Source organism: Luteimonas sp. A277 (assembly GCF_054052045.1).
This window is the reverse complement of sequence record NZ_JBSVRG010000005.1, coordinates 51808-74839: the sequence shown is the minus strand read 5'-3', so window position 1 is coordinate 74839 and position 23032 is coordinate 51808. Positions and strand designations below refer to the sequence as shown.

Sequence of the window (23032 nt, the reverse complement as noted above, 5' to 3'; positions counted from 1 at the left end):
AAAGGGAAAAAAAAATGTCATTGTTGAGGCATGTGTCTGCCGCCAAGCGGGCCTGGGTGTGGTCCGAGCTTGGAGTCCTGTTTATCGGCCTCGTTGTCGCGATGGCAACTGTCGTGGCGTCGCTGTTGGGCTTTGACCGGCTGGCGCACGTATCGCTTGCCGGGCTCGGCATATCCATTTTGGCAATTGCCGCGATTGGTGCACGCAGGGCGCGGATCCTGCATTTCCGCATAGCCGAAGAGGTTGGACGCTCGACGGAGCGTGTCGTGCGCGCCCTTCCACAGCATGACGTCCCAGGCCGTTTGCCGAAGGCCGAGGGCACTGTTGGCCCTCCGACAGGTGGACACCTGCCGCAGACTATCCGTGATTATGTGCGGCTGTATGAGTCGCGGCAGTTCCTAAGGGAGATTGACCGCACGATCCTGCGCACGGGCTCTATTGCCGGACGCGACATCCTCGCGGCCATGGCGTCTTCGGGAACCATGACCTGGGAACAGATCCGAATCTGCCTGGGCATCTACAGGAGTGGTCGTGGCACTGCCCGGGTCCGGCCCGTGTTTGCCCGGCTGGATCCAAAATTAGCGCGGCGTCTGGCCAGGGTGGTCGCATTGCAGACGCTGCTTCCGGACGACAGAATTAATGCCCTGACGCTGTACAAGGCGCTGGTGGATGTGCAGGGGGTGAAGAGCCTTGATCTGCAGCACGGGAAGCTGATGGCGGATTTGGCGTTTTATCTTCGCGACTGGCGCTGTCTGGAGCGGGCGATGGCCAGTCTCCGCCTGAAAGAGATCGATCGGCAGTTCCTAGAGGCCGATATGTGCAACCCCTTTATCGATTCTTCCCATGCCGACATGGGTCGCTGGCTGGAGCTCATGAACCGTGGATTCGTCCGAGCGGGCGTTGCGCCTATTCTGGTTGACGATGAGGTGCCGGCGACGCTGAGCCATCCATTCGATCGTCTAGCCACCGTTCCGCTGGCGTCGGTGGATGAGGGCCCATTGGTCACTGTCGTCGTTTCGAGCTGGTGCCCTGATGAAGGTCTGGTTTCTGCGGTCCGGTCGGTGACGCAGCAGACATGGGGAAACCTCGAGATCCTGATCATCGACGACGCATCGCCTGAACAGTTCCTGCCCCTGTTGCAACAGGTCGCCGCCTCGGACTCGAGGATCCGGCTGATCAGGCAGGAGGCTAACAGTGGCACGTATGTTGTCCGGAATCGGGGGCTGAGCGAGGCCAAGGGCAAGTACTTCACGGTCCATGATTCCGATGACTGGGCGCACCCCCAGCGGATTGAACTCCAGGTCCAGCAGCTCCTGTCGGACGACAGTCTGGTGTCAACGGCGAGCATGGCTTATCGCTGTGACGACAACTTGGTCGTGAACCTGCCAGGCGTGCTTCCGGACCGCGAAAACGCCTCTTCCCTCATGTTCGACCTCGAGCGGGTAAGGGATCGGATCGGGTACTTCGACGCTTCGCGGAAGGGAGCCGACACCGAGTACGCGCTGCGGATCAAGATGGCATTCGGGGACGAGGCGCACCGGGTCCTGCCGCAGCCCTTGGCCATGATCCGGCTGCGCCCAGGAAGCCTGTCGCGGGCGGAATTCAAACCCGGGTGGAGGCATCCGTCACGCGCGCTGTACCGCCGCAGCTACGAGACCTGGCACCGGCAGGTGAAGCTCACCAGTGGCGACGGTTTCATGGATATCAACCAGAAAAAGCGGCCATTCCGCCTGCCCAAGCGATTCATCGTCGACCAGACGGGCGAGGAAATTGCCCGGCGCTCCCGCTACGACATCGTTTTCGTTGCCGACTTCCGTGCTTCAGCGGGTCCCGAGATCAATGTGGGGCATGAGGCGGTCGCTGCAGTGAAGGCGGGGATGCGGGTCGGAATCCTGCACCTTGAGTCCTACCGCAATCTGTCGCTGCGGGAGATCGAGCCGTTCGATATCGAGATCGAGGAATTGCTGCAGAAGGAGGCAATCGACGAGGTCCTGTATTCGGACAAGACAACCGTTGGAACCCTGGTTGTGCGTGACCCCTCCATTCTCCAGTTCCGTCTTCCCCATGCATCCTCACTGAGCGTCGGGTCCGCCATGATCGTTGCCCGCCATGCTGGACGCGGAGAGGACGGACTGGTCCAATTCGATGCCGCACAGTGCGCGACCAGCTGTTTTCACATGTTTGGGGTCGAACCGGTCTGGATTACAACGAGCGACCAGGCCGCCTCGGGGCTTGGGAAATTTGTTTCCAGTCGCGTAGTGTCGCCGGTGCGCTGGCCGCATTCGATCGTGGAAGACCTTTCCACAGTGCCCTACGGGCGACGGGGCACTGATGCGCCGGTCGTAGGGCGCGTCCTGCATGGGCCGAAAGATTCGTTGCCGAACGGTCGCCGGGGACGTCGCGTCGCGTTTCTTGCGGATGCCGACATCCGGATGCGCTTTCTGGTTGACCCCAAGAGCGCACTGGACAGCTACCTCGAGGAGGAGGCCGCCAGCAACTGGGACGTGCTGTCGGGCGCCGAAGTCGCCCGGTTCGTGTTCTATTCGCAGTGTGATTTCTACACCCATCACCATGGGGGCACTGCCGATGACGCACAGGCGCGCTACATCGTCGAGGCGATGGCGGCGGGTTGCGTCGCCGTGCTCGCCCCGGAATGGAAGCCGATGTTCGGCGATGCAGCGCTGTACTGCGAACCGGAGGGTCTGGCTGGATTGGTCAAGCGCACCTATGAGGATGCATCGGCCTATACGGAGCTCCAGCGGCGCGCGGTGGGGTGGGCAACCGAGAGATACGGACCTGCACAACTCGCCGGGATCTGGGCATTGGTGCAACGTGCCGGCTGATACAATGGCGTGCTCGAAATGAACCGTGCTAGACGGCGCGAAAGGATGCCCGCAAGTGAACGATAACTCAATGCTTTCCCTTGCGGTTGTGGGCCTCGGTTACGTCGGCTTACCGCTTGCGGTTGCGTTTGGCAAGAAGCGTCGCGTGGTTGGATTTGACATCAACGAGGAGCGGATACGTGAGCTCCGCCAAGGATTTGACCGAACCTTGGAGGTCCCCGCGGACGAACTGGCTGCAGTGCACGAGCTGGTCTACACCGACAAGGTGGAAGATCTGCGAGATTGCGACGTCTACATCGTCACGGTACCCACGCCGATCGATGCGGCGCGCCAGCCGGATTTCGATCCGCTGCTGAAGTCCAGCGCGATGATCGGCAAGGTGCTCAAGAAGGGCGATGTGGTGATCTATGAATCCACGGTCTACCCGGGCGTCACGGAGGAGGTCTGCGTTCCGGTGTTGGAGAAGGCCTCGGGGCTTCGCTTCAATCAGGATTTCTATTGCGGTTACAGCCCGGAGCGCATCAATCCCGGCGACAAGGAGCGCACGGTCACCAAGATCAAGAAGGTGACATCCGGCTCGACCCCAGAAATCGCGGATCGGGTAGACGATCTGTATGCGTCGATCATTGAGGCGGGTACACACAAGGCCAGCTCGATCCGGGTCGCAGAGGCGGCGAAGGTCATCGAAAACACGCAGCGTGACGTGAACATTGCCTTGATGAACGAACTGGCGCGAATCTTCCACCGGATCGGGATTGATACCCACGACGTGCTCGCTGCCGCGAGGACAAAATGGAACTTCATGCCCTTCTCGCCAGGTCTAGTGGGCGGTCACTGCATCGGTGTTGACCCCTATTACCTGGCCCACAAGGCCACGATGCTCGGTTACAACCCCGAGTTGATCTTGGCGGCACGTCGGATCAACGACGAGATGGGGCCACACGTAGCCGATCGCATCATTCGTCTGATGGCCGAGGCCAAGATCAACGTGGTTGGATCCCGCATCCTTATCCTGGGTTTCGCCTTCAAGGAAAATTGCCCGGACGTCCGGAACACCAAGGTGGTGGACGTTGTATCGGAGCTGAGTACGATCAACGCGACCATTGATGTCCATGATCCTTGGGTCAACCCGGAGTATGCCCGGCACGAGTACGGGATTGAGCTGATCAAGAAGCCCGCGCCAGGCGCATACGACGCGGTGGTGGTTGCGGTTGCTCATGAACAATACGTTGGGGACAAACGTACGCTCGAAGTCGAGGAACTCCTGAAGCCCGGCGGCATCGTTTTTGATGTGAAGGGAGTGCTACCCCGCGGCGATAGAATTTATCGTCTCTAAGTCAACCCACGTACTTTGTGGCGAACTGTCCTTCGCCGAATGCGGCGAACTGCGGGCAGTCAGCCAATCCTCTTTCCAAAGATAATTACGGAATCACAATCATGCGCAGATTCATCACTCTATCGGGTCTGATCCTGTTGCTTGCCGGGTGTGGCGCCGACCAGCCGGCCGCTCCCGCAAGCCAGGGTGGGACGCCAACCCTGGAGTCCACAACCCCACGGCCGGCGCAGAAGCCGATTGCCGGTGATCCGGTCGATCAGGGTCTTGAGAATCTTCAGAAAATGGCTGCGTCCACCGTCAGGTACGACCGGATCCGCACGCTCGAGGATGGAACGAAGCAGCGCCAAGTCTTCGTCGAGATGTTGGGGGCGACCGCAGAGGATACCCATTCCAGCGCCACGCAGATCTTCGAGAAGGGCGGCTTCACTGTCCGCACGGGCCTGATGGACGAGAACGGCATCCGTGTGCAGTACCGGAAGACTGGTGTAGAGCCGATCAGTGCCCTGATCAGGTCCGCCGAGGGCGGCCCGCCGCTCAACGACCCGGCGGCCACGTCTTCGTTCTATATCCGCCAGTCCGTCGACTGAAGTGCCTGATGAAGTGAAGAGGCAGCCCGAGGGCTGCCTCTTTGCCATGTGAAACCGGAAAAAAGCATGACTGCACGCAGCATTGGCTTCAGACCTGAGATCCAGGGGCTCCGCGCTATCGCGGTGCTGGTGGTGCTGGTGTTCCACCTCTGGCCCGGGGCGCTGCCGGGCGGTTATGTCGGCGTCGATGTCTTTTTCGTCATCTCCGGTTACCTGATCACGGGCCTGTTGCTGCGTGAGGCTGAAAGGGACGGCAGGATCTCGATCCTTGGTTTCTATGCCAAGCGCATCAGGCGCCTGATGCCGGCGGCCACACTGGTTCTGGTGGCAGTAGCCATCTGCATCTCCATTCTCCCGGTAGTGCGCTGGGAAGAGACGGCGAAGGAGATCATCGCCAGTGCCCTGTATGTCGAGAACTGGTGGTTGGCGGCAAACTCGGTCGACTACCTTGCGCTGGAGTCCGCCCCGAGCCCCCTGCAGCACTACTGGTCGTTGTCGATTGAGGAGCAGTACTACATCGTCTGGCCGCTGCTGTTCGCGCTTGCCTGGTGGATTCCGGGCCTGCGTGCTCAGCCGCGGACGGTGTTCGGGGTGCTGGTGGTTGGCATCGGCATCCTGTCACTGCTGCATTCGATCCACATCACCGCGAAGAATCCAGGCTTCGGTTACTTCGCGACCACGACAAGGGCGTGGGAGCTGGCGATCGGTGGGGGACTAGCGGTTTTTACCGGCTGGAGAAAGCTGCCTGCAGCGGCGAAGATCGCCTCGGGCTATCTCGGGATGGCTGGCATCGCGCTGGCGGCCCTCACCTATGACAGCACGACGGTATTTCCCGGTTACCACGCGCTTCTGCCTACCGTGGGCACTGCACTGGTGCTGGTGTCCAGCGACTCCCGCTGGGCCCCCTATGCGGTGTTGAAAACGCGGCCGTTCCAGTACTTCGGCGACATCTCCTATTCGCTGTATCTCTGGCACTGGCCGGTAGTCATCTTCTACCAGCAGATTTCCGGGCGGAGCTTGGGGTTGATCGACGGCGTCATCGTCGCCGCTGTTTCGACGGCATTCGCGCACCAGTCCAAATATCTTGTCGAGGACCCGTTTCGGGCGCCGGGCTTCCCGAGTCCAAAACGCTGGGTGCCTTTCGCGCTTGCCGCGATATGCATTGGGTGGAGCCTGGTTTCCGCATTGTTCGTCCTCAATCAGGTGCGCTTGCGCACCCAGGTGAATGCCAGCACGGTTGCAGAAGCGGCGACGCATCCGGGCGCGATGGCGATCTTCGCTGGCGTCCCTTTCGATCCCGCAGTTCCGTTTGCTCCCCAACCGCTGCAAGCAGCCAAGGACCAGGCGCTGGCCTACCGTGACGGATGCATCGCCAGTCTGACGAATTCAGAAGTGCGGGAATGTCGGTACGGGAACAAAGTCGCGGAACGCCACATTCTGATCGTCGGTGACTCCCACGCCGTCCATTGGATCCCCGCTCTTGATGTGATCGCCCATCGCCGCGGTTGGAAGCTGACTGTGATCACCAAGTCCGCCTGTCCCATGGCCCGCATTGAGATGGAAGCCGGACTGACGGATCAGATGCAATCTTGCATTGACTGGAACCGGACGGCGATCGAGCAGGTCATCGCCTACCAGCCGGACGTAGTTGTGTTTGCCCATTCGTGGGGTTCGATGACCGGGATCGGCGACACCCGCACGGAGGGTGCGCAGCAGGTAGCGGAATGGATTGAAACCCTGTGGCAAGAGCTCCAGCAGGGCGGCAGTTCCATCATCGCCATCCGCGATACCCCGCGGATGAAACAGCTGCCGTCTGAATGCATGGCTGCGGCCGGTGCGACATCCTTGGAGTGCGCCAACCCGAGAAGTGCTGCTATCCCTCCTGTTGATCCCTTGGTGATCGCTGCAGAGCGTAATGATAGTGCGCTGCTTGTGGACATGACCGACTATATCTGCGGGCCGGAACTGTGCGAACCGGTCGTGGGCAACGTCTTCGTGTGGCGCGATACTCACCATCTCACGGCCAGCTATGCGGAAACGCTGGCCACTCCGCTCGAAAAGAAGATCGATAGCATTCTGCAAGCGGCAGAACGCTAGCGCGAGCGTCCCATTGTTTGTAGAGGCTTCCATGTGGCACGTTGAAGACGGAAGACTTTTCTTCCGACACCCCAGAAAGGCGGTGTGGTGGCAGGTCCCGACCGAGTTTGAAATGCCGCATCCTGCATTGTTGGCCCTTGCGGAGCATCTGTTGTTGGCCGGGCTTGGGGAAGCAGCGCGTGGCGATACCGGCACTGGTACCAGGCCATTCGGCACCAAGGTGGGCCTTGCCTATTCGGGAGGATGTGACTCGACCGCCGCCTACTATCTACTGCCTGACCCCGTCCCCCTCTATACCCAGGTGTCCAACCCCAGCAGGCTGCATAGGTTGGACAATGCTCTGCTTGCGCTGCAGGAAGTGGGCGGTGTGGCGGTGCTGACCAACAGCGACGAGTTGGCCGGCGAATTCGGGAAGCGGCATGGCTTCTACGGTACCGGCGCGTTCATGGTCACGGCGATCTTGTTCGCCGACTACTACGATTTCGGCACTGTGGCCGATGGAAACGTGCTGGAAACGCTGTATCTGTTCGGGGCAGGCGGCCACGGCACGAAGTTCAAGGTGCGTGACCTATCAAGGCTGCAGCGCAAATTCGAGGCGGCGGGACTTCATTATTGCGCCCCGTGCGCCGGTATGAGTGAGGTCCTGACGACGAGGATTGCCGGAAAGAACAGGTATGCGATGGGTTGCATGAGGGGCGTCGATGGCAGGCCCTGCAACAATTGCATGAAGTGCTACCGAAAGAACGCCCTGCAGGGCCATTCGATCCCACCTTGCCGGGAATCGGAATTCAAGCTTTCGCAGGAGTTCATTCCCATGCTTCCGTCGCTCCTGTGGTCGGTGCAAGCGGGCACGCTGAGCCATCCCGTCCTTGACCGGATCGACAAGGACATCTCATGGGTGGACAAGTGGTATGAAGATTCGATCAGGTACATCCCGGAGCACCTGCGCCCGTTCTTCATGGCAAAACTTCAGGAGTACGGTGTCCAGCCGATGGGCGACGATTCCGCTTTGAGGGCCTGGGTGTCCGACCGTCAGGGCGCGGGCGCGGCGTTACGCTAGCCCTTTGCCAGGGGGCATTGCCCTCCGTTGCCGATGTGTCGGGCCTAGTGGACAAGCCGCGGCATCCAGATCTCGACTGCTTGGCCGTTGCCCGTCTCTCCGCTGGGGTCGTGGGCGTGCAGGCGGAAGGAAAGCTGGTGGCATGTGTTTGCCGAGAACGCGTTGTCCACGATGAAGCGCTGGAACTTCTTTCCCTCAAGAGGGATCTCGATTGCTTCTGAGGCACGCCCATCGACTTCCACGTCAAACGTGAAGGATCCGGATTGCTTCTGCCCTTGCTCGAACTCGGGTGAGTAGACAAAAAACTCAAGCCGGGAACGGCCCGATCCCCCAATGCAAATTGGCTTTGACAACGTCAGCGTGCTGTCCTGCCGCAGGGGCGCGGGAAACTGCATCCGGGTGACCGCGTCGCCGGCCCGCTTCCAGATGCGGTCGCCATCGCCTCCGGCGTTGGCGATGTAGTTCTGTCCCAGGGTGGACGGATCGTAGGATTCGATATCGAAGGCCTCGGGCCTGGCTTCAATCAGTTCCCGGGCCCAGTCCTGCTTCGCGGGGGAACTCCCGGAGACGGTCACTGTCCATCCCGAGAGCCAGCGCCCGGCTGCTTCTGAATAGCTGAGCGCGACGCCTGCCAGCGCCAGCGCGGGAAGCAGTACCATGGCCACCAGGCCGGAAAAGCCGGGGTGCCAGACCGTTGCAGCCAGCGGCTCAACACTGCGCCCTGCCTGTGTGCTGGCCGGCAGCCCATAGCCGATAAGCAGGGCACCTACGATCCAGATCGGAAATATGTTGAACGGTTTGTTCTCGAAGATGACAAGCATCACCGCCGAGATGCCGATAACAAGAATGCCCAGCGCCGTCAGGACCGGTGGCGGGTGTAAACGGAACCCGATCCGGATGCAGGAAAAGAAGAGCAGGACGCCGAATGCCAAGGCAAAGAGGTCGGAATAGAAAATAAGGGTCGACCGTACTTCCGGAGCAAGGTCTTTCGGGTTGCGCAGAAGCCAGTCCCAATCCCTCGGGTAAGTCAGTGTGTAAAGGCGGGATCCCTGCGCTGCAACGCGTTCGACGTTGTCGATGGGGTGCAGGCTCCAGGCCGAGAGAAGGGCGGAGCGGGAAAAATCCCGTGCTTCTTCAGCGGAGCTCTGCTTTTCAACGAACCGGTCCCGGAATCGCGCGAACCAGTCACTTTTCCCGTTGCCCATACCGCTGGCGTTGGCCGCGTACTTCATGTTGGCGTAGATGGGGCGACCTTCGGATTGCATGTGAAGGTGACGCGAATCGAAGGCGGCCGAGCCCAAGTATGCACCGAGGCACACGATTGCAACGAGGATCCTGGCTGCCGGGTGTTGCCGCGCCCCGGAATGCGGCTGGGCGCGGTAGCTGCGGAATGCGAAAAGCACCACCGCGATCAGGAGGGCGAAGCAGAAAACCATGCCAAGCCCGCGCTGGACTTCGGCTGCGTACGCGGTGACGCCGGCTGCGAAGGCAGCGGCAATCGATATTGCAACGTGCCTGTGAGCGGACATGGCGATTATGACCAGCCAAGCGGCAAGGGCGATGAAGAAGGTCCCCCACAGGTCGTGGCTGGGGATCAGCGTCATGTACGCGGGGATTGGCGCGGCAAGGAGCAGGACGCTTGCCGCCTGTGCCGCCTGATGGCTGCGTACCCGCCGGAGCACGTCGTACGCCATGAGTTGCATGGCCAACAGCAGGACCGTATTGATGGCTTTCAGGACATGCGTGGCCTCGGGCCCGAACAGCCGGATTACCGGATAGGGGAAAAAAAGGCTCCTCGCGTAGTAAGGAGCATTGAACCCGCCAAAGCGTCCCGTCTCAACAAGATCGGTAGCGTATTGCCAATAGCGCAGGTAGTCGGTTCCCCACTGCGCCTGCACGAAATGGTGGAGGAGGTAGCGGATGAAGAGGCTGGCCGCAACGAGGACGGAAATGAAGACCGCGGGCGCGAGCGGCTGGCTTCGCCGCAACAATCCCCAGGCGGTCCCGAAGACCACAACAGTGAATGCGCATGCCAGAAGCGCCAGCAGCAAGCCGGGAGCTCCGTAGATATGAATGTCGAAGCCGTTGTAGGCGTACCGCAGACTGCCCAGAAGCCCGAGAAGGGCGCCGGCGGCAAGGATCAGGTAGGCCGATGAGGTAGCCGTGGCAGAAAGTTCGCGCGCGAGTACCGCTGCCGGGTGGGCAAGGCGACCGGGCAAGGTGCGCGGGTCGGGGGAGGTCGTGTTGGTCAATTTTCAGTCCGTGCGGATCGGGAACGGCCGGTGTTCTGGCGCAGGAAATGGGGCATAGGGTATCCGGTCAGCTCCCATGCACCGCCGATGCCAGCGCCTGTAGCCCTCGACATAGGCCTGACGTGCAGCGGAAAGCGGACTCTGATGCCCTTGGACCTCCAGCAAAACGGCATTACTGCTGCTGGCGCTGAGCGAACCGGGCCTGGCCAGCGCGAAATACAGGGCCTGGGGAACGTCGACATGAACGTCGCGCCCGTAGACCAAGCGAATCCGTTCAAAAAGCTCGTCATCGGCTGAGGTCCTGACCGAGTCGAACATGCCGATTTCCTCAAGGACCTTCCGCTTCACCATCAAGCTTATCAGTGCGCGACGTTCCCGGAGACCCCGGTTCATCAGCGGATTTCCATCGCCGTCGATACGGATGTAGTTGCAGGAGGACGAGACAACGCCGCTTCCACGCAGTGCGCCGAGCTGAAGCTCGAGCCGCCTGGCGTCACACCAGTCGTCGCTGTCCATGAAGGTGATCACGTCGCCGCTCGCTTGCGTGATTCCGAAGTTCTTGGCCTCGTAGGTGCCTTTGTTGAGGTCGAGGAATATGCATTTGACCCGTGCGTCGCGGTGCTGGATAGATTCCATCAGCTCGCGCGTGCCATCCGTACTTGCGTCGTCCACGATCACAAGTTCCAGTTGCTGCCAACTTTGGGAAAGGATGGAATCCGCAGCGCGTTCGACAAATGCAGATGTGTTGTGACACGTCATGATGACGCTGATCAGCGGGTCGTCGCGGACAGCCGTGCGTGGGGCGTCCAGCGGAGCGGCTGAAGGGCGACTGTAGAGAAGCTCTCCCGTTGTAAGGGAGTGCTTCTGGAGTGCTATGCGCAAAGACCTTTTCAGCCGGGCGAGAAGGCCGGCCATGGGTGCTATGCGGTCCACCATGCATGCAGCCGGGCGGCGATGCGTTCCGCAGCCCGTCCGTCCCACAACGGGATGCGGCCTGTTGCGGGCGTGCCTGGTGCTTTCAGAAGTTCCTCGATGGCCGGAAGAACCTCTTCCTTCTTGACCAAGCGGTTGGTGCCGTGGGTGATGGTAATAGGGCGCTCGGTATTTTCGCGGTACGTCATGCACGGGATCCCGAGGAATGAGGTTTCTTCCTGGATGCCACCCGAGTCAGTCAACACGAAGCGCGCCAGCGAAACAACGGACGCAAACTGCTGGTAGCGGATTGCCGGCACGAGCCGGAGTCCGTCGATTCCTTCGATGGTACTGCGCAGGCCGTGGCGGTCCAGCGCCGCCGCAGTCCTGGGGTGAAGCGGCAGCAACATGGGTATTTTACTGGCTGCCTGCGCCAAAAGACGGATGATGTCCTCCAGTGAATCCCTGTCGTCAACGTTGGACGGCCGATGGAAAGTGGCAACGCCGAACAGCCCCGGGTCCAGGCCAAGTCCGGCCAGGACGTCGCGGCCTCCCTGCCGGTCCAGGCTGCGCACGAGCGAGTCGATCATCAGGTTGCCGACAAAGTGGATGCACTCTTTGGAATGACCCTCCGATACCAGCTGTTCGGATGCGTCAAAAGAGGTAGTAAAGAAAATGTCCGCTATCGCATCGACGACCAGGCGGTTCAGTTCCTCGGGCATCCGCCTGTCAAAACTCCGGAGCCCGGCTTCGACATGGGCAACGGGGTAGCCCAGCCGTTTGGCCGCGATACAGACCGCCATGGTGGCGTCCACATCACCAAAGACCACAACCAGGTCGGGTTGATGGACGGAGAGCCATGTCGAAGACGCGCTGATCATCTCCCCGATCCGCAAGCTGGTGTCATCGCTTGAAAGCTGGATGCGGTGCATGCCGGACTGATCCAGCCCCACATCCTCCATGATCTCATCGCTGAGCGAAGCATCCGTATGCTGCTCAAGAAAAAGAACGGATGGCGCGCACCAAGGCTGTTTCCCCAGCAGCTCGGCAAGCGGGCCGAGCTTGACGAGATTGGGACGCGTGCCGGCGACGAGCGCGATGCGGCACAGCGCGGAAGCGACGTCTTTTGCTGTTTCTCTTTTCATTCCGTATAGAACCTTCCGCAATGACGCTGGATGGCCGATCAGATTGTCATGGGCCAGACCATGGCGCGGGTCCTATTCCAGAGTCATTGCCCGGTGGAAATCCGTGCGAGCGCGCGCTCTGCGGATTCAATCACGTGCTCCACTTCCTGTTCTTCCAATCCCGACCACAGGGGCAATCGCACCAATGTCTCGCTCACGCGGTCTGTATTGGGCATGTCTCCATGCGCCCGACCGAAGCGACGGCCCGCAGGGGCGGTGTGCAGCGGAATGTAATGGAACACAGTCGCGATATCCTGCTCATTCATGAGGTCGATGAACCGGCTGCGGGTCTTGAGGTCGGGCAGAAGCAGATAGTACATGTGGGCATTGTGGACGCAGTTTTCCGGGATAATGGGCCGCCGAAGCTTCCCTGCGATCTCATGCGGCTCGGCCCACTCGTGGTACTTCTCCCAGATCTGCATCCGACGTTTCTGGATCATCGGCGCCTCCATGAGCTGGCTGTACAGAAGCGCGGCTACCAGTTCGCCAGGGAGAAACGATGAGCCGACGTCGATCCAGGTGTACTTGTCAACCTGTCCCCTGAAGAACTTGCTGCGGTTCGTCCCTTTCTCTCGAATGACCTCGGCACGTTCTGCATAGCGAATGTCGTTGATAAGCAGCGCCCCGCCCTCCCCAGAGATGATGTTTTTGGTCTCGTGGAAGCTGAGGGCGGCCAACGCGCCGAACGTCCCCAAGGTGCGCCCCTTGTAGGTTGCACCGATCGCCTGAGCGGCATCCTCTATGACCATCAGGTCGTACTGCGCCGCGATCTCGAGGATGGTGTCCATCTCGCAACCTACGCCCGCATAGTGTACGACGCAGATGGCGCGAGTACGTGGGGTGATGGCCTCTTCTAGGAGGCGCTCGTCGATATTCAGGGTGTCCCGTCGGATATCGACGAAAACCGGGATGGCACCCCGCAGCACGAACGCGTTAGCCGTGGAGACAAACGTGTACGACGGCATGATCACTTCATCGCCCGGCTGCAGGTCCGCAAGCAGGGCTGCCATCTCCAGCGCAGCTGTACACGAGTGGGTAAGCAGAGCCTTCTTCGTGCCCGTCGCCTCCTCCAGCCAAGCGTGACAGCGCTTGGTGTAGTTACCGTCCCCAGAAAGATGGCCGCTCTTGAGAGCGGTCTGGATATGGTCCAGAACGCTCGCGCCAACGTATGGCCTGTTGAAAGGGATGGTCATGATGGCGGTGGTAGAAGAGTTCAGGTGCAAGGATGTTAAAGCTAAAGGTTCAGAACAGCGAGGGGTCGGAATGTTGTCGGGACAAGGCATCGGCGATAATCCGAGCGATCCTCTGCGATGCCTTTCCGTCTCCGTAAGGATTTTGTGCGCGGGACATCGATTCGTAGCCCGCAGCATCATCAAGGAGGCGGGAAGCCGCCTGCGTAATGCGAACCCGATCGGTGCCAACCAGAGCGACGGCGCCGGCCGCCACGGCTTCAGGGCGTTCCGTTGTGTCCCGCATCACGAGCACCGGCTTGCCAAGAGACGGCGCCTCCTCCTGGATACCGCCCGAATCGGTGAGGATGAAGTGGGCCTTGGACATCAGATAAACGAAGGGGAGGTACTCCAATGGCTTGATCAGGGAAATACCGTCGCAGCCTCCCAAAATCCGGGTGACCGGTTCTTGCACGTTTGGGTTCAGATGGACGGGATAGATGATCTGGGTGTCCCCCCGGTCGGCCAAATCAGCCAGGGAGTGGCAGATCTGCTCGAAGCCCTGACCAAAGTTCTCTCGCCTGTGTCCTGTTACAAGGATGAGACGCTTCTCGGGGTCAAGCGGCGGAAGCGTGTCTGCCAGAGACCTTGCCAAGTCCGGCTCGCGCTCGATTCTGCCAATGACCTCCAGCAGTGCGTCGATGACCGTGTTTCCCGTGACGTAGATGGTCTCACCGGCAGTACCTTCCTTACGGAGATTGCGCGCGGCGGTTTCGGTGGGCGCAAAGTGGAAGCGCGCGAGTGGCGCTACGAGCCGGCGGTTGGCTTCTTCGGGCCATGGGGCGAGGAGGTCCCCCGTCCGTAGACCGGCTTCGACATGTGCGACAGGAGTCTTGGCATAAAATGCCGCGAGCGCCGCTGCAAGCGTCGTGCTCGTATCCCCGTGAACCAGCACCAAATCCGGTCGATGCCTCTGGATGATCTCGGACATTCCAGTGAGGATGCGTGAAAATAAGGCAGGCAGCGTTTGCCCTGGTTGCATTACGTCCAGATCTTCGTCCGGAGTGATCTGGAACAGATCCAGTACCTGATCTAGCATCTGCCGATGCTGCGCGGTTACAGCGACGATCGTTTCCAGCCTGCGGTCTTCGCGAAGTGCCGACACCACCGGCGCCATCTTGATGGCTTCAGGCCGGGTGCCGAATACCACAATGAGTTTCGACCGTTTCATGAATTCTCCATGCTGGGAGTTGCATGCCGGGAACTGATCACCCACGACTGAGAGCGATCAACCCTGCGATAACAAGGGCGATCCCGACGAGCTTCCCTCGAGTCAGTGACTCACCAAACAGTGGAATTGCCAAAGCTCCGACCAGCAGAAAATTGAGGGCCATGAATGGGTAGGCCTTGCTGAGTTCGAGGCGTGATACCGCAGCCATCCAGCAAAGAGACGCGAGGAATGCTGATGCGAGTGCCGCTATCACCCAAGGCCGCATCAGCAGGATAAGAGTGGTGGGCCAGTCCTCCATGAAGCGGAAGGGCGGAGTGGCAGGTATCGACACCTGCCACTTGAGGACGAGTTGGCCGAACGTTGTGAGCAGGATCGTAGCGCCCACCATCAGCCACGGAAAGAACGCAGTCATGGCGCGGTATCCCAGAATCTGTGCGGAACGTTTACATGGAAAGTGTCGTACGCGCGATCTATCACCATCCCCGCTCGAGTCCAGATGCGTTGGACCCCGTAGTTCCAGATTTGCGTGGAGATCACCAGCCGCGAATACCCGGCTTGACCATAATGATTGAGCAGGAAACTAAGCAGTTGCGAATAGAGGCCGTAACCGGACCACTTGGGCGCAGTCGAATTCAAGATGATCTCTATTTCACCGCCCCTAATCGTGCGGCATGTTGCGAAACTCCTCGGCTCGCCTTCCACGCAGTAAACCCACGTCTGCTTGGCGTCGGCCATATGCGTCGCGTGGCCAAGAGCCCACTCGACGTATCCCTCAAGGATGGCTTCCCGAGATAGCCGAGGGTTCGCATGGTAATGGTTACGATAATCGGAGAAGCTCTGGCGTATGATCGTCGCAAGGGTGTGGCCATCCGCTGACTCTGCAGCGCGGACTTCATGTGACGACTCAATTTTGAGTTCGCGGATTCTGCCCAGTGAAGCCCTATAATAAACAAGAGTGTCGGCATGCAGGGGGGGTAGGCCGGCGGCAGCCAAAGAGGCAAGTTGCCCGCCGTCGCCCGCTGCACAGCGAAATATGGCCAAGTCAGGTCGCAGTATGTTGATGTCAGTCAGCACCGCATCAGAAGTTTCATTGCCCGATAGAACGCCCCGGGCCACCCGCAGGCCAAAGCGGCGTGACTCTAACGGTGATTCGGCAAGAACATTCGAAGATAAAGAGCTCATTCCGCAATGCCGGTTTTTTCGGCAACGATGAAGTTGGGACGTCGCTTAGCTTGGCCATGCAGCTTTCCGACGTAAAGTCCCACGATCCCTACGCTGAATACGACCGCGCCTCCGACGAGCCAGATTGACGCGATGATGCTGGTGAACCCGGCAACAGCGATGTCGCCGATGGCATATCGGTATACGCTGAGCGCGACGATGCAGAGCGAAGCCAGAGCGAACGCCAAGCCCATGTGGACAACAAGCCGCAAAGGCTTGTCTGAGAATGACAGCGCTACATTGGTTGCGAGGCGCAGCAGCTGTCGAAAACTGTAGCTACTGCGGCCTTCGATTCGGCGACCATGGGAAACCGGAACGAGCGTCGGTCGGAATCCGGTCCACCGGACTAGCAAGGGGAAAAATCTGTCGCCTTCAGGCATCGAATTGATGGTATCGATCACTTTCCGGGAGTACGCTCCAAAGTTCGCGGTGGTGGGATCATAGACGCTCTCCGTGAGCCAGCCGAGCAAACGATAGAAGACTCTTGAGCCGTTCCTTTTAAGAAAGGAATCCTGCCGGTCAGTGCGGCTGCCAAGGACGACGCCCATATCGGGACCCATCGCCGCTAGAAGGTTCGGGATTTCTTCCGGAACATCCTGCAAATCACAATCCATGACAATGACGACGTCGCCAGCGGCCTGCACCAGGCCCGCGCTGATAGCTGCGTGCTGGCCGAAATTTCGTGATAGGCGCAAGCCACGGAGATACGGTCGGATGTGAGCTAGCTCCGTGATCCGTTGCCAGGCTCCGTCGGGACTTGCATCGTCCACGAGAATGATCTCGTAGGACCCTACGATGGGGTCAACGGTGGCTGAGACGCGCTCGACTAACTCTTCGAGACAACTGCGGCACCCATAGACGGGTGAGACGACGCTGAGCACAGGCTTGTAGGTACAGCCTGAGGCCGCTTGTTCAGTCGTCACGGGCGGCCCATGACCAAGCTTGGTACCGCGTGTTTGGAGTGCATATGTCGTGATGACTGCGGGATCCATGAGTGACTCTCCGCCTGGATGACCAGTCCTACAGACATACTTCCAACTCCGGCAATATTTTGAACAGATCCCCCACCAAGCCGATATCCGCGATCTCGAAGATCGCAGAATCCGGATCCTTGTTGATCGCCACGATCGTGCCGGCATCCTTGATGCCAGTCAGGTGCTGGATGGCACCGGAGATGCCGATAGCGATGTACAGTTCGGGCGCGATGATCTTGCCGGTCTGGCCCACCTGCATTTCGTTGGGCACGTAGCCGGCATCGACCGCGGCGCGCGAGGCGCCTACGGCGGCGCCGAGCTTGTCGGCGAAGTCGAAGATGATCTTGAAGTTTTCCTCCGAGCCCACCCCGCGACCGCCGGAGACCACGCGCTTGGCGCTCTGCAGGTCGGGACGGTCAGTGGCACCGGCTGCCAGGTCGACGAAACGGGTATGGGTAGGCAGTTCGGCGTCCACGGTGACCGCTTCAACCTCGGCGCTGCCGCCGGTGCCGGCTTCACGCCAGGAGGCGGTGCGCACGGTGGCGACGACGGTCTGGTCTGCCGGAGCCTCGACGGTGATCACAGCGTTGCCTGCGTAGATCGGGCGGGTGAAGACGTGGCTCGACTCAACCGTCATCACGTCGGAAACCTGGGCAGTGCCGAGCAGGGCGGCAACCACCGGCATCAGGTCCTTGCCGAAGGTGGTTGAGGGGCCGAATACGTGGCTGTAGCCTTCGGCCAGCTTGACCACCTGAGGTGCCAGCACCTGGGCGATCGGGTGGGCGTTGGCCGGGTTGGCCACGGCCAGTACCTTGCGCACGCCGTCGATCTTTGCGGCTTCGGCGACGACTGCGGCAGGATCGTCGGCCAGTACGACGATATCGATGGTCGCGGGGTTGAGCGCCTGGGCGGCGGCCACGCACTTGGCGGTGGCGCTGTTGAGCTTGCCTTCGTGGTGTTCAGCGATGATGAGTACGTTGGACATCAGAGCAACCCCTTTTCTTTCAGTGCGGCCACCAGTTCGGCGGCGTCCTTGACCATCACGCCCTTGCTGCGTTTCGGCGGCGCAGCGTAAGCGGTGGTCTTCAAGCCCTGAGCGGCTTCCACGCCCAGATCGGCGAAGGCGATGGTCTCCAGCGGCTTGCTCTTGGCCTTCATGATGTCCGGCAGCTTGATGAAGCGCGGCTCGTTCAGGCGCAGGTCGGTGGTGACCACGGCGGGCAGGTCCACTTCCACGGTCTCCAGGCCGGCGTCGACCTCACGGGTCACGGTGGCCTTGCCGTCCGCGATCACCAGCTTGCTGGCGAAGGTGGCCTGCGGGCGGCCCCAGATGGTGGCCAGCATCTGGCCGGTCTGGTTGGCGTCGTCGTCGATGGCCTGCTTGCCCAGGATCACCAGGTCGGGCTGTTCCTTCTCGATCAGCTTGAGGAAGGTGCGTGCAGCGGTGAGCGGCTGGATCTCCTCGTCGGCGACCACGTGGATGGCGCGGTTGGCGCCCATGGCCAGGCCATTGCGCAGGTGCGGCTGGGCGTTCGCCGGGGCAATGGTGGCCACGACCACTTCGGTGGCGATGCCGCTGTCGCGCAGGCGCAGGGCCTCTTCCAGTGCGATTTCATCGAACGGATTGGGCGAAAGTTTCACGCCTTCGGTCACGACACCGGAGCCATCCGGTTTGACCTGGATGCGGACATTGAAGTCCACCACGCGCTTGTAGCCGACGAGGATTTTCATCGATCGGGGGTTCCTTAGACGTTGCCGGGCTGCCCGTGGGCTGCCGGAAGGGGGAGATTCCCGCGATTTTACCGGGGGCAGGCGCAGTATGCGAATGATTGGCTTTCGCCACAGCCCGCAGCGCCTGTCCGGCATTAGTTACAACGTGCGGGTGACTTTGCTCAGGTTCGGAGGATTGTCCGGGTGGTAGCCCCGGTCAAAAGACAGGGCGTTGACCATCTTGTAGAAACTGAGGTTCTGTATGAAGGGAGCAAGCAGCGGGTGGGTGCGTACTGAAGGGAGGAGAAGGGCTCCGCTTTCGGAGTCCAGGCCCGCCGTCCACATCTTGAGGCCCTTGGACCTCATTTCTCCGGCAAGAGCAGCTGCCCCGAACTCGGTCTGGTCGGGCTGGGAGAACAGCAGAAGTGGAATCGCGTTGGCGGCCAGGGCCATTGGCCCGTGCTTGATCTCCGCAGCGCTGAAGGCTTCGGCATGCAGGCCGCAGGTTTCTTTCAGCTTCAACGCCGCTTCAAGCGCAGTGGCCAGACCGACGCCGCGGCCGACCACCAGCAGGCTTCGCTCTTCAAGAAGTCCGTGCCGCAGTGCGCTCCAGTCGGCGTCCCAAGCTGCGCTCATCGCATCGGGCAGTCTATCCAGCGCCTGGATCATTGAACTGTCGTTCTTCCAGTAGGCTGCGAGCTGCAGCAAAGCCGAAAGTGAGGCCAGATATGTTTTTGTAGCCGCTACGCTCTTTTCGACTCCGGCCTGCATTGGGATCACGGCGTCGGCCAACTCGGCCAGAGGTGAGTCCTCGTGGTTGACCAGAGCCAGGACGCGTGCTCCGCCTTCTTTCGCAGAGCGGGCGTTTTCCAGAATGTCCGGGCTCTGCCCCGACTGCGAAATGGCTATGAACAACGCACCTTCCATATTGCGACGGCTCTGGTACACCGACGCGATGGCAGGAGGAACTGGCGCGGCTACCAGGCCCAGTTCGCCTCCCAACAGGTACCTTGCGTAGGTGGCCGCATTGGAAGAGCTGCCGCGGCCACAGGTAAGCACGTAGCGGGGCGGAGCTTTCCGTAGATCGGCCGCCAGCGACTGCAAGTTGGACGCGTTTCTCTCCAATTGCTCTGCAATCACTCTTGGAGCTGCAGCTGCTTCCGCGTACATCAGCGATTTTTCGGCACCCTCGGGCGGCGGCGGCGGCGGCGGCGATAGCGAAGCGGTGAGATTGGTGTCCAACGACTTGTCCATAAGTTCAGCCCCGGGCGTGTGAGGCGGGATGGGCGGGCAAAGGGAAGGCCGGGGATTTTACAGAGTGTGACGGAGAGCAGGGTGACTTGAAGATGTCGGGGAGCGATCGCCATGCCATCATCGGCGCGGTCCAGGACTTCGGATAGTGCTTTGCGTGTGTTGTTGATCGCCTATGAATTCCCTCCCAGCCCATCGCCCCAGTCGCTGCGCTGGGCGCACCTGGTGCGCGAATTGCTTGAGCTGGGCGCGGAAGTCCATGTATTGACGGCCGAGAACTGGTGGCCACCGACTTCGACACAGCCGCCCCCCGGTGCCATCGTGCACCGAGCATGGCCCGGGGGTGTGGCCGGGATTATTGCTTTGTCCAGGCGTTGGCGGCGGCTGAGCGGAAGATCGGAAAGCGAGGCCGCAGCTACCGACGCCACAGACGCCAAGCCGCGCGAAGCGGGCGGCCCCACTAGGCCCGCGAGAGTTGTTCCCGGCTCCGTTGCACCGGGAGCTACGCTGAACTGGAAAGGGCGTGCCGTGGATCGGTTCAATAAGCTGATCCGGCGTTTCACCTTTCCGGACGAGCGGGGCCGCTGGGAGCCATTCGCACGTCGGGAGCTGGAAAAGCTGTTGGACAGCCTGCAGCCCGATGTGGTGATCAGCTCGCACGAACCGGCCACGTCGCTCCGGTTGGGCCGGGTGGCGAAGGAGCGGGGCTTTCCGTGGGTGGTGGACCTTGGCGATCCGGTGCTCTCCTTCTACACGCCGGAGCGTTGGCGGAAGGACTCCTTTGATGTAGAGAGTTGGACCTGCGCCCATGCTGACCGTGTCACGGTCACCACGGAGGCCGCGAGGGCCCTGCTGGCCGATCGTCACGGGGTGCCGGAATCCCGGTTCGAAGTGCTGACCCAGGGATACGATGGTGCGCAAGTGCCCGAGTCGGCCGCGTTCGAATTCGAGCCCGACCGTCTGGAACTGTTGTACACCGGCAGTTTCTACCAGTTCCGCGAACCACGCTCGCTGGTGGATGCTGTGCTTGCCAGCCCCGGGGCCCGATTGAACATCGCGACCAGCCGGGCCCCGGAGTGGCTGCTGCCGCTGCTGGACTCCCACCCGGAGCAACTTCGTCTACTGGGTTTTGTCCCGCATGCGCAGGCGGTGACCCTGCAGCGCTCCGCGGACGTGCTCGTGAATATTGCCAACGACGACCCGGTGCATGTGCCCGGCAAGGTGTACGAGTATCTGGGCGCCGGCCGGCCGATCCTGCATCTGGGCGACAACGAGGAAGACGTGGCCGCGCGCCTGGTGCGGGGTCATCGTCGCGGGCTGGTGAGCGGCAACGGTGCCGGGGCGATTTCGGAAGCCCTGACGCGGCTGGTGGAAATCAAGCGGTCGGGCGAATGGACCACGCATTTCAACCTGGACCAGTCCGGCGTTGAGCAATACCAGTGGCAGTCCATTGGGCACCGACTGCACGCTATCCTCCAGCAGGTTGTCGCCCAAGCGTAGGAGCGCGCCACGCGCGCGAAGCCGCGTGACGCTTGTCATCGCGGTGATGCTTCGGATACGACTGCGGTGACCGAAGCCATTCCGCGAAACACGATTCACGCGGCTTCGCGCGCATGGCGCGCTCCTACTGTCCCTTTGTCCGATAGCCGACATCGGCGCCCGCGCTACACTTGTGGGCAGGCAATTCTCCGAGGACTGCACGATGGTTGAGGCGACAGCCGTGGCCGGTGACACCGCCGCCGCGAAGGGCAACCCCAGGGACAAGGTGTTCCCGGACGCAAAGACGGCGTTGGCCGACGTGGTAGCCGATGGGCAGACGCTGGCGGTCGGCGGATTCGGGCTCTGCGGCATTCCCGAGGCGCTGATCGCCGCGTTGCGTGATTCGGGTGTGAAGGACCTGACCGCAATTTCCAACAACGCCGGCGTGGACGGCTTCGGCCTCGGCCAGCTGCTGGAAACGCGGCAGATCAAAAAGATGATCTCGTCCTACGTGGGCGAGAACAAGGAGTTCGAGCGCCAGTTCCTGGGCGGTGAGCTCGAGCTTGAGTTCAACCCGCAGGGCACCCTGGCCGAGCGCCTGCGCGCCGGCGGCGCGGGCATCCCGGCCTTCTTTACCGCCACCGGCTACGGCACCGTGGTGGCCGAGGGCAAGGAAACCCGCGAGTTCGACGGCCAGCACTACGTGCTGGAAACCGCACTTACCGCCGATATCGCGCTGGTCAAGGCGTGGAAGGCCGACCGCTCCGGCAACCTGGTGTTCCGCAAGACCGCACGCAACTTCAATCCGGCCTGTGCGATGGCTGGCAAGGTCTGCGTGGTCGAGGTGGAAGAGATCGTGGAGACCGGAGAGCTCGACCCGGATCACGTGCACCTGCCCGGCATCTTCGTGGACCGCATCGTCCACAACCCCACCCCCGAAAAGCGGATCGAGCAGCGCACCGTGCGCGCCGACTGAGGAGAACGACATGGCCTGGACCCGTGACCAGATGGCGCAGCGCGCCGCACAGGAACTCACCGACGGTGCCTACGTGAACCTCGGCATCGGCCTGCCCACCATGGTGGCCAACCACATCCCCGAAGGGGTCGACGTGTGGCTGCAGTCGGAAAACGGCCTGCTCGGCATCGGCCCGTTCCCGACCGAGGACGAGGTCGACGCCGACCTGATCAACGCCGGCAAGCAGACCGTCACCGCACGTCAGGGTGCCAGCTACTTCGGCAGCCACGATTCGTTCGGCATGATCCGCGGCGGCCACATCGACCTGGCGATCCTGGGCGCGATGCAGGTGACCGACAAGGGCGACCTGGCCAACTGGATGGTGCCCGGCAAGATGGTCAAGGGCATGGGCGGCGCCATGGACCTGGTGGCCGGAGTCAAGCGCGTCGTCGTGCTGATGGAGCACGTGGCAAAGGATGGCAGTCACAAGATCCTGCCGCAATGCACCTTGCCGCTGACCGGCGTGGGCGTGGTGAGCCGCATCATCACCGACCTGGGCGTGCTGGACGTGACCGAAGACGGCCTGAAACTGGTCGAGCTCGCCCCCGGCGTCACCGAAGACGAGCTGCGCGAAAAAACCGGCGTGCCCTTCGCCGAAGCCTGATCCAAAGCACATTGTTTTGTAGGAGCGCGCCATGCGCGCGAAACCGCGTGACACCTGGCAGTGCGGTGTAGCTTCGGTAACGACGATTTCACCGATACTCCTCTCCA

The 23032-nt window shown here is 61.3% G+C and carries 19 protein-coding genes; 8 read left to right on the top strand and 11 right to left on the bottom strand.

Features of this window, described 5'->3' with window-relative positions:
- Positions 1-14 precede the first annotated feature (14 nt).
- The 5 genes from ACW7G2_RS06350 to ACW7G2_RS06330 all read left to right on the top strand — a co-directional run bounded on the left by ACW7G2_RS06350 (position 15) and on the right by ACW7G2_RS06330 (position 7923).
- Entirely contained in the window at positions 15-2843 is a 2829-nt protein-coding gene (locus ACW7G2_RS06350) for a glycosyltransferase (protein WP_456973876.1), read from the top strand.
- A gap of 70 nt (positions 2844-2913) precedes the next feature.
- The gene (locus tag ACW7G2_RS06345) at positions 2914-4179 is read left to right on the top strand and encodes a nucleotide sugar dehydrogenase (protein ID WP_456974141.1); all 1266 of its coding nucleotides are present in this window, start codon (positions 2914-2916) and stop codon (positions 4177-4179) included.
- A 101-nt stretch (positions 4180-4280) separates the two neighbouring features.
- Positions 4281-4766, top strand: a complete 486-nt coding sequence (locus ACW7G2_RS06340) for a hypothetical protein (RefSeq protein ID WP_456973874.1) — start codon at positions 4281-4283, stop codon at positions 4764-4766.
- Positions 4767-4832: 66 nt separating this feature from the next.
- Positions 4833-6863, top strand: coding sequence for an acyltransferase family protein (locus ACW7G2_RS06335; protein ID WP_456973872.1), 2031 nt, complete (start codon positions 4833-4835; stop codon positions 6861-6863).
- Between the two features lie 31 nt (positions 6864-6894).
- Positions 6895-7923 carry a DUF6395 domain-containing protein gene (locus ACW7G2_RS06330; protein WP_456973870.1) on the top strand — a complete coding sequence of 343 codons (1029 nt, stop codon included), beginning with the start codon at positions 6895-6897 and terminating at the stop codon, positions 7921-7923.
- A gap of 44 nt (positions 7924-7967) precedes the next feature.
- On the opposite strand, the gene ACW7G2_RS06325 is transcribed toward ACW7G2_RS06330, so the two are convergent.
- The 11 genes from ACW7G2_RS06325 to ACW7G2_RS06275 all read right to left on the bottom strand — a co-directional run bounded on the left by ACW7G2_RS06325 (position 7968) and on the right by ACW7G2_RS06275 (position 19746).
- The gene (locus ACW7G2_RS06325) at positions 7968-10175 is read right to left on the bottom strand and encodes a hypothetical protein (RefSeq protein ID WP_456973868.1); all 2208 of its coding nucleotides are present in this window, start codon (positions 10173-10175) and stop codon (positions 7968-7970) included.
- A 3-nt stretch (positions 10176-10178) separates the two neighbouring features.
- The gene (locus ACW7G2_RS06320) at positions 10179-11090 is read right to left on the bottom strand and encodes a glycosyltransferase family 2 protein (RefSeq protein WP_456973866.1); all 912 of its coding nucleotides are present in this window, start codon (positions 11088-11090) and stop codon (positions 10179-10181) included.
- Between the two features lie 5 nt (positions 11091-11095).
- Positions 11096-12232: a non-hydrolyzing UDP-N-acetylglucosamine 2-epimerase gene (gene wecB, locus ACW7G2_RS06315; protein WP_456973864.1), complete on the bottom strand. Its 1137-nt coding sequence runs from the start codon at positions 12230-12232 to the stop codon at positions 11096-11098.
- An 83-nt stretch (positions 12233-12315) separates the two neighbouring features.
- Positions 12316-13464, bottom strand: coding sequence for a dTDP-4-amino-4,6-dideoxygalactose transaminase (rffA, locus tag ACW7G2_RS06310; protein WP_456973862.1), 1149 nt, complete (start codon positions 13462-13464; stop codon positions 12316-12318).
- Positions 13465-13513: 49 nt separating this feature from the next.
- A complete protein-coding gene (gene wecB / locus ACW7G2_RS06305; RefSeq protein ID WP_456973860.1) occupies positions 13514-14671 on the bottom strand; it encodes a non-hydrolyzing UDP-N-acetylglucosamine 2-epimerase in 1158 nt (385 codons plus the stop codon).
- A gap of 37 nt (positions 14672-14708) precedes the next feature.
- On the bottom strand, positions 14709-15083 hold the full coding sequence (locus ACW7G2_RS06300; RefSeq protein WP_456973858.1) for an EamA family transporter: 375 nt from the start codon (positions 15081-15083) through the stop codon (positions 14709-14711).
- Positions 15080-15853 (bottom strand): GNAT family N-acetyltransferase, encoded by a 774-nt coding sequence (locus ACW7G2_RS06295; protein ID WP_456973856.1) that lies wholly within the window; start codon positions 15851-15853, stop codon positions 15080-15082. The genes ACW7G2_RS06300 and ACW7G2_RS06295 overlap by 4 nt, the downstream gene beginning before the upstream one ends.
- Positions 15850-16884, bottom strand: a complete 1035-nt coding sequence (locus ACW7G2_RS06290) for a glycosyltransferase family 2 protein (RefSeq protein ID WP_456973854.1) — start codon at positions 16882-16884, stop codon at positions 15850-15852. The genes ACW7G2_RS06295 and ACW7G2_RS06290 overlap by 4 nt, the downstream gene beginning before the upstream one ends.
- A gap of 28 nt (positions 16885-16912) precedes the next feature.
- Positions 16913-17851: an electron transfer flavoprotein subunit alpha/FixB family protein gene (locus ACW7G2_RS06285; RefSeq protein ID WP_456973852.1), complete on the bottom strand. Its 939-nt coding sequence runs from the start codon at positions 17849-17851 to the stop codon at positions 16913-16915.
- Positions 17851-18597, bottom strand: coding sequence for an electron transfer flavoprotein subunit beta/FixA family protein (locus tag ACW7G2_RS06280; RefSeq protein WP_456973850.1), 747 nt, complete (start codon positions 18595-18597; stop codon positions 17851-17853). The genes ACW7G2_RS06285 and ACW7G2_RS06280 overlap by 1 nt, the downstream gene beginning before the upstream one ends.
- Before the next feature lie 138 nt (positions 18598-18735).
- The gene (locus ACW7G2_RS06275; RefSeq protein WP_456974139.1) at positions 18736-19746 is read right to left on the bottom strand and encodes an SIS domain-containing protein; all 1011 of its coding nucleotides are present in this window, start codon (positions 19744-19746) and stop codon (positions 18736-18738) included.
- 195 nt (positions 19747-19941) lie between these two features.
- Here ACW7G2_RS06275 and ACW7G2_RS06270 point away from each other — a divergent pair, with 195 nt between their 5' ends.
- The 3 genes from ACW7G2_RS06270 (at position 19942) to ACW7G2_RS06260 (ending at position 22925) form a co-directional block, all read left to right on the top strand.
- Positions 19942-21327 (top strand): glycosyltransferase, encoded by a 1386-nt coding sequence (locus ACW7G2_RS06270; protein WP_456973848.1) that lies wholly within the window; start codon positions 19942-19944, stop codon positions 21325-21327.
- Between the two features lie 202 nt (positions 21328-21529).
- Positions 21530-22282, top strand: a complete 753-nt coding sequence (locus ACW7G2_RS06265) for a CoA transferase subunit A (protein ID WP_456973846.1) — start codon at positions 21530-21532, stop codon at positions 22280-22282.
- A gap of 10 nt (positions 22283-22292) precedes the next feature.
- The gene (locus ACW7G2_RS06260; protein WP_456973844.1) at positions 22293-22925 is read left to right on the top strand and encodes a CoA transferase subunit B; all 633 of its coding nucleotides are present in this window, start codon (positions 22293-22295) and stop codon (positions 22923-22925) included.
- Positions 22926-23032: the final 107 nt, after the last annotated feature.

Coding starts and splice junctions, on each gene's coding strand:
- ACW7G2_RS06350 (WP_456973876.1), top strand. CDS start 15: ATGTCATTGTTGAGGCATGTGTCTGCCGCCAAGCGGGCCTGGGTGTGG.
- ACW7G2_RS06345 (WP_456974141.1), top strand. CDS start 2,914: ATGCTTTCCCTTGCGGTTGTGGGCCTCGGTTACGTCGGCTTACCGCTT.
- ACW7G2_RS06340 (WP_456973874.1), top strand. CDS start 4,281: ATGCGCAGATTCATCACTCTATCGGGTCTGATCCTGTTGCTTGCCGGG.
- ACW7G2_RS06335 (WP_456973872.1), top strand. CDS start 4,833: ATGACTGCACGCAGCATTGGCTTCAGACCTGAGATCCAGGGGCTCCGC.
- ACW7G2_RS06330 (WP_456973870.1), top strand. CDS start 6,895: ATGTGGCACGTTGAAGACGGAAGACTTTTCTTCCGACACCCCAGAAAG.
- ACW7G2_RS06320 (WP_456973866.1), bottom strand. CDS start 11,090: ATGGCCGGCCTTCTCGCCCGGCTGAAAAGGTCTTTGCGCATAGCACTC.
- wecB (WP_456973864.1), bottom strand. CDS start 12,232: ATGAAAAGAGAAACAGCAAAAGACGTCGCTTCCGCGCTGTGCCGCATC.
- rffA (WP_456973862.1), bottom strand. CDS start 13,464: ATGACCATCCCTTTCAACAGGCCATACGTTGGCGCGAGCGTTCTGGAC.
- wecB (WP_456973860.1), bottom strand. CDS start 14,671: ATGAAACGGTCGAAACTCATTGTGGTATTCGGCACCCGGCCTGAAGCC.
- ACW7G2_RS06300 (WP_456973858.1), bottom strand. CDS start 15,083: ATGACTGCGTTCTTTCCGTGGCTGATGGTGGGCGCTACGATCCTGCTC.
- ACW7G2_RS06295 (WP_456973856.1), bottom strand. CDS start 15,853: ATGAGCTCTTTATCTTCGAATGTTCTTGCCGAATCACCGTTAGAGTCA.
- ACW7G2_RS06290 (WP_456973854.1), bottom strand. CDS start 16,884: ATGGATCCCGCAGTCATCACGACATATGCACTCCAAACACGCGGTACC.
- ACW7G2_RS06285 (WP_456973852.1), bottom strand. CDS start 17,851: ATGTCCAACGTACTCATCATCGCTGAACACCACGAAGGCAAGCTCAAC.
- ACW7G2_RS06280 (WP_456973850.1), bottom strand. CDS start 18,597: ATGAAAATCCTCGTCGGCTACAAGCGCGTGGTGGACTTCAATGTCCGC.
- ACW7G2_RS06275 (WP_456974139.1), bottom strand. CDS start 19,746: ATGTACGCGGAAGCAGCTGCAGCTCCAAGAGTGATTGCAGAGCAATTG.
- ACW7G2_RS06270 (WP_456973848.1), top strand. CDS start 19,942: ATGCCATCATCGGCGCGGTCCAGGACTTCGGATAGTGCTTTGCGTGTG.
- ACW7G2_RS06265 (WP_456973846.1), top strand. CDS start 21,530: ATGGTTGAGGCGACAGCCGTGGCCGGTGACACCGCCGCCGCGAAGGGC.
- ACW7G2_RS06260 (WP_456973844.1), top strand. CDS start 22,293: ATGGCCTGGACCCGTGACCAGATGGCGCAGCGCGCCGCACAGGAACTC.